Consider the following 3,548-nt stretch of genomic DNA (forward strand, 5'->3'; position numbering starts at 1 on the left):
CGCGCCCGCAGCGAGGCGGGGCCCCGACGCCGGACGGCGTCGGCCCCCGTTCACCGAGTCGTTGATCTCAGAACTCCTCGCCGGAGACGCGGATCAGGCCTTCGGCACGCGCACGATCAGCGCGTCACCCTGACCGCCGCCGCCGCAGAGCGCGGCGGCACCGACGCCGCCACCGCGGCGCTGGAGCTCGAGCGCGAGGTGCAGCACGACGCGGGCGCCGGACATCCCGACCGGGTGGCCGAGCGCGATGGCGCCGCCGTTGACGTTGACCTTCTCGTCGGCGATGCCGAGCTCGCGGGCCGAGGCGATGCCGACCGCGGCGAACGCCTCGTTGAACTCGACGAGGTCGAGGTCGGCGGGCGTGATGCCCTCCTTCTCGCAGGCACGGGCGGTCGCGCGGGCCGGCTGCAGCTGCAGCGTGGAGTCGGGGCCGGCGACCATGCCGTGAGCGCCGATCTCGGCGAGCCACTCCAGGCCGAGCTCCTCGGCCTTGGCCTTGCTCATGACGACCACGGCGCAGGCGCCGTCGGAGATCTGGGACGCGCTGCCCGCGGTGATCGAACCGTCGCGGACGGCGGGCCGCAGGCCGGCGAGCGACTCGGCGGTCGTGTCGCCACGGACGCCCTCGTCGGCGGTGACGACGATCGGGTCACCCTTGCGCTGCGGGATGGAGACCGGGACGATCTCGCCGTCGAAGACGCCGTTCTTCTGAGCCGCAGCGGCCTTCTGGTGCGAAGCGGCGGCGAACGCGTCCTGCTCCTCGCGGGTGAACTGGTCACGCTCGGCGTTGGTGGCGTCGGTCAGATTGATCATCGCCTGCTTCGTGGACTGGTCGAAGAGAGCGTCGTAGGCCATCGAGTCGACCAGGGCGACGTCGCCGAACTTGATGCCCTCGCGGGAGTTCGGGAGGAAGTGCGGCGCCTTGGTCATCGACTCCATGCCGCCAGCGACGATGATCTCGGCCTCGCCGGCGCGGATGAGCTGGTCGGCCGTGGCGATCGCGTTGAGGCCCGAGAGGCAGACCTTGTTGATCGTGATCGAGGGGACACCGAGCGGCAGACCGCCCGCGATACCCGCCGAGCGGGCCGGGTTCTGGCCGGCGCCGGCCAGGATGACCTGACCCATGACCAGGTAGTCGACCTGGTCGCCGGTGATTCCGGCCTTCTCCAGGGCGCCCTTGATGGCGATGCCACCCAGGTCAGCGGCCGAGAGGCTCTTCAGGGCGCCGGAGAGGCGACCGATCGGGGTACGGGCCCCGGCGACGATGACGGTTCCAGACATGGTTCCTCCGCGAATGGACTGCTGGTGGGATGACGCTCTCAGCAGGATGTTAACGATCGTTCACTTCGCCGTCGCGGCTGTCCGGGACGTGAATGTGCGTCGCTGGTCACACCGCGCCGTGAGACGGCTTGCCCCACCGTCGTAGCCCGCACCACGATGGCGCCATGACTGCGAACCTCGAGATCCCCGCGCATCTGTTCACCGCGATCGACCACGTCGGCATGGCGGTGCCGGACCTGGACGAGGCGATCGCCTTCTACCGCGACACCTTCGGGATGACGCTGGCGCACGAGGAGGTCAACGAGGAGCAGGGTGTGCGCGAGGCGATGATGGCCGTGGGCGACTCCGGCTCGTGCGTCCAGCTGCTCGCTCCGCTCAACGAGCAGTCCACGATCGCCAAGTTCATCGACCGCTCCGGTCCGGGCTGCCAGCAGATCGCCTACCGCGTCACCGACGTCGAGCAGGTCAGCGCGATCCTGCGCGAGCGCGGCCTGCGCATGCTGTACGACGCCCCCAAGCGCGGCACGAGCGACTCGCGGATCAACTTCGTGCACCCCAAGGACGCCGGCGGCATCCTCGTCGAGATCGTCGAGCCCAACCCGCACGCCGCTCACTGAGCTTCATTCCGGTCCGGCTTCCCCGCGGGCAACACCGCCGCAACCTGGAAGCGGACACGGTGCGGCACGTTCGCGCATCAGGAGCACCCGTGACCACGGAGTGACCACCCCCACAACGGCAAGTGATCGCCACCGATAGTTACCGGCGGGTATCTTTCCGCTCGGCCCACGCCCAACCTCCCCGATCGACGCAGGAGACCATCCGTGCAGCACATTCTTGACGCCATCCAGGCCGGCCAGGCCGGCGACGCCGGCTCGGCGGACTTCGCCAACCTCGCCCTGCCCGAGTCCTACCGGGCCGTCACGGTCTACAAGGACGAGGTCGACATGTTCGAGGGGGTGGCGTCCCGCGACAAGGACCCCCGCAAGTCCCTCCACGTCGAGGACGTCGCGCTGCCCGAGCTCGGCCCGGGCGAGGCCTACGTGGCCGTGATGGCCTCGGCCATCAACTACAACACGGTGTGGACCTCGATCTTCGAGCCCGTCTCCACCTTCGGCTTCCTGGAGCGCTACGGCCGACTCTCCGAGCTCACCAAGCGCCACGACCTGCCCTATCACGTGGTCGGCTCCGACCTGGCCGGCGTCGTGCTCAAGACCGGCCCGGGCGTGACCCAGTGGAAGCCGGGCGCCGAGGTCGTGGCCCACTGCCTCAGCGTCGAGCTCGAGGACCCCGCCGGCCACGACGACACGATGATGGACCCGCAGCAGCGCATCTGGGGCTTCGAGACCAACTTCGGCGGTCTGGCCCACATCGCACTGGTCAAGTCCAACCAGCTCCTCCCCAAGCCCGACCACCTCACGTGGGAGGAGGCCGCCTCCCCCGGCCTGGTGAACGCGACCGCCTACCGTCAGCTGGTCTCCAAGAACGCCGGCCAGATGAAGCAGGGCGACAACGTCCTCATCTGGGGCGCCTCGGGCGGCCTCGGTGGCTTCGCCACCCAGTACGCCCTCAACGGCGGCGCGAACCCGATCTGCGTGGTCTCCAACGAGGAGAAGGCCAAGATCGTGCGCAGCATGGGCGCGGAGATGGTGATCAACCGCTCCGAGGAGAAGTGGCAGTTCTGGAACGAGGACAACACCCAGCAGAACCCCAAGGAGTGGCAGCGCCTGGGCAAGAAGATCCGCGAGCTCACCGGCGGCGAGGACATCGACATCGTCTTCGAGCACCCCGGTCGCGAGACCTTCGGCGCCTCTGTCTACGTCACCCGCAAGGGCGGCACGATCACCACCTGCGCCTCGACCACCGGCTTCATGCACGAGTACGACAACCGCTACCTGTGGATGAACCTCAAGCGGATCGTCTCCAGCCACTTCGCCAACTACCGCGAGGCCTACGAGGCCAACCGCCTCATCGCGCAGGGCAAGATCCACCCGACCCTCTCGCGCACCTACACCCTCGACGAGGTCGGCCAGGCGGCGCTCGACGTCCACCACAACCTGCACCAGGGCAAGGTCGGCGTGCTCTGCCTCGCGCCCGAGGAGGGTCTCGGCGTCCGCAACCAGGAGAAGCGCGCCCAGCACCTCGAGGCGATCAACCGCTTCCGCGGCGTCTGATCCCTCAGCGTTCGCGAGCGCGCGCAGCTCACCCGACGGGCCCGGTCACCTCACGGTGGCCGGGCCCGTCGGGGTGTGTGGGGCGTCACCCGCCCG

3 protein-coding genes are annotated in these 3,548 nt (G+C 69.3%); 2 read left to right on the forward strand and 1 reads right to left on the reverse strand.

The genetic code is table 11. The features are described 5' to 3' along the window. Positions 1 to 93: 93 nt before the first annotated feature. The gene (locus KSO97_RS13675; protein ID WP_232679801.1) at positions 94 to 1,281 is read right to left on the reverse strand and encodes an acetyl-CoA C-acetyltransferase; all 1,188 of its coding nucleotides are present in this window, start codon (positions 1,279 to 1,281) and stop codon (positions 94 to 96) included. Positions 1,282 to 1,445: 164 nt separating this feature from the next. Here KSO97_RS13675 and mce point away from each other — a divergent pair, with 164 nt between their 5' ends. Both mce and ccrA read left to right on the forward strand, forming a co-directional pair. Then, positions 1,446 to 1,898, forward strand: coding sequence for a methylmalonyl-CoA epimerase (gene mce, locus KSO97_RS13680; RefSeq protein WP_232679802.1), 453 nt, complete (start codon positions 1,446 to 1,448; stop codon positions 1,896 to 1,898). 204 nt (positions 1,899 to 2,102) lie between these two features. Then, on the forward strand, positions 2,103 to 3,452 hold the full coding sequence (ccrA, locus tag KSO97_RS13685) for a crotonyl-CoA carboxylase/reductase (RefSeq protein WP_232679804.1): 1,350 nt from the start codon (positions 2,103 to 2,105) through the stop codon (positions 3,450 to 3,452). Positions 3,453 to 3,548 lie beyond the last annotated feature (96 nt).

Origin of the sequence: Nocardioides sp. R-C-SC26 (genome assembly GCF_021246465.1) — a bacterium.
Classification (GTDB): domain Bacteria; phylum Actinomycetota; class Actinomycetes; order Propionibacteriales; family Nocardioidaceae; genus Nocardioides.

What these genes read in the sequence shown, in the direction of transcription:
- mce (WP_232679802.1), top strand. Translation starts at nt 1,446, where the DNA reads ATGACTGCGAACCTCGAGATCCCCGCGCATCTGTTCACCGCGATCGAC.
- KSO97_RS13675 (WP_232679801.1), bottom strand. Translation starts at nt 1,281, where the DNA reads ATGTCTGGAACCGTCATCGTCGCCGGGGCCCGTACCCCGATCGGTCGC.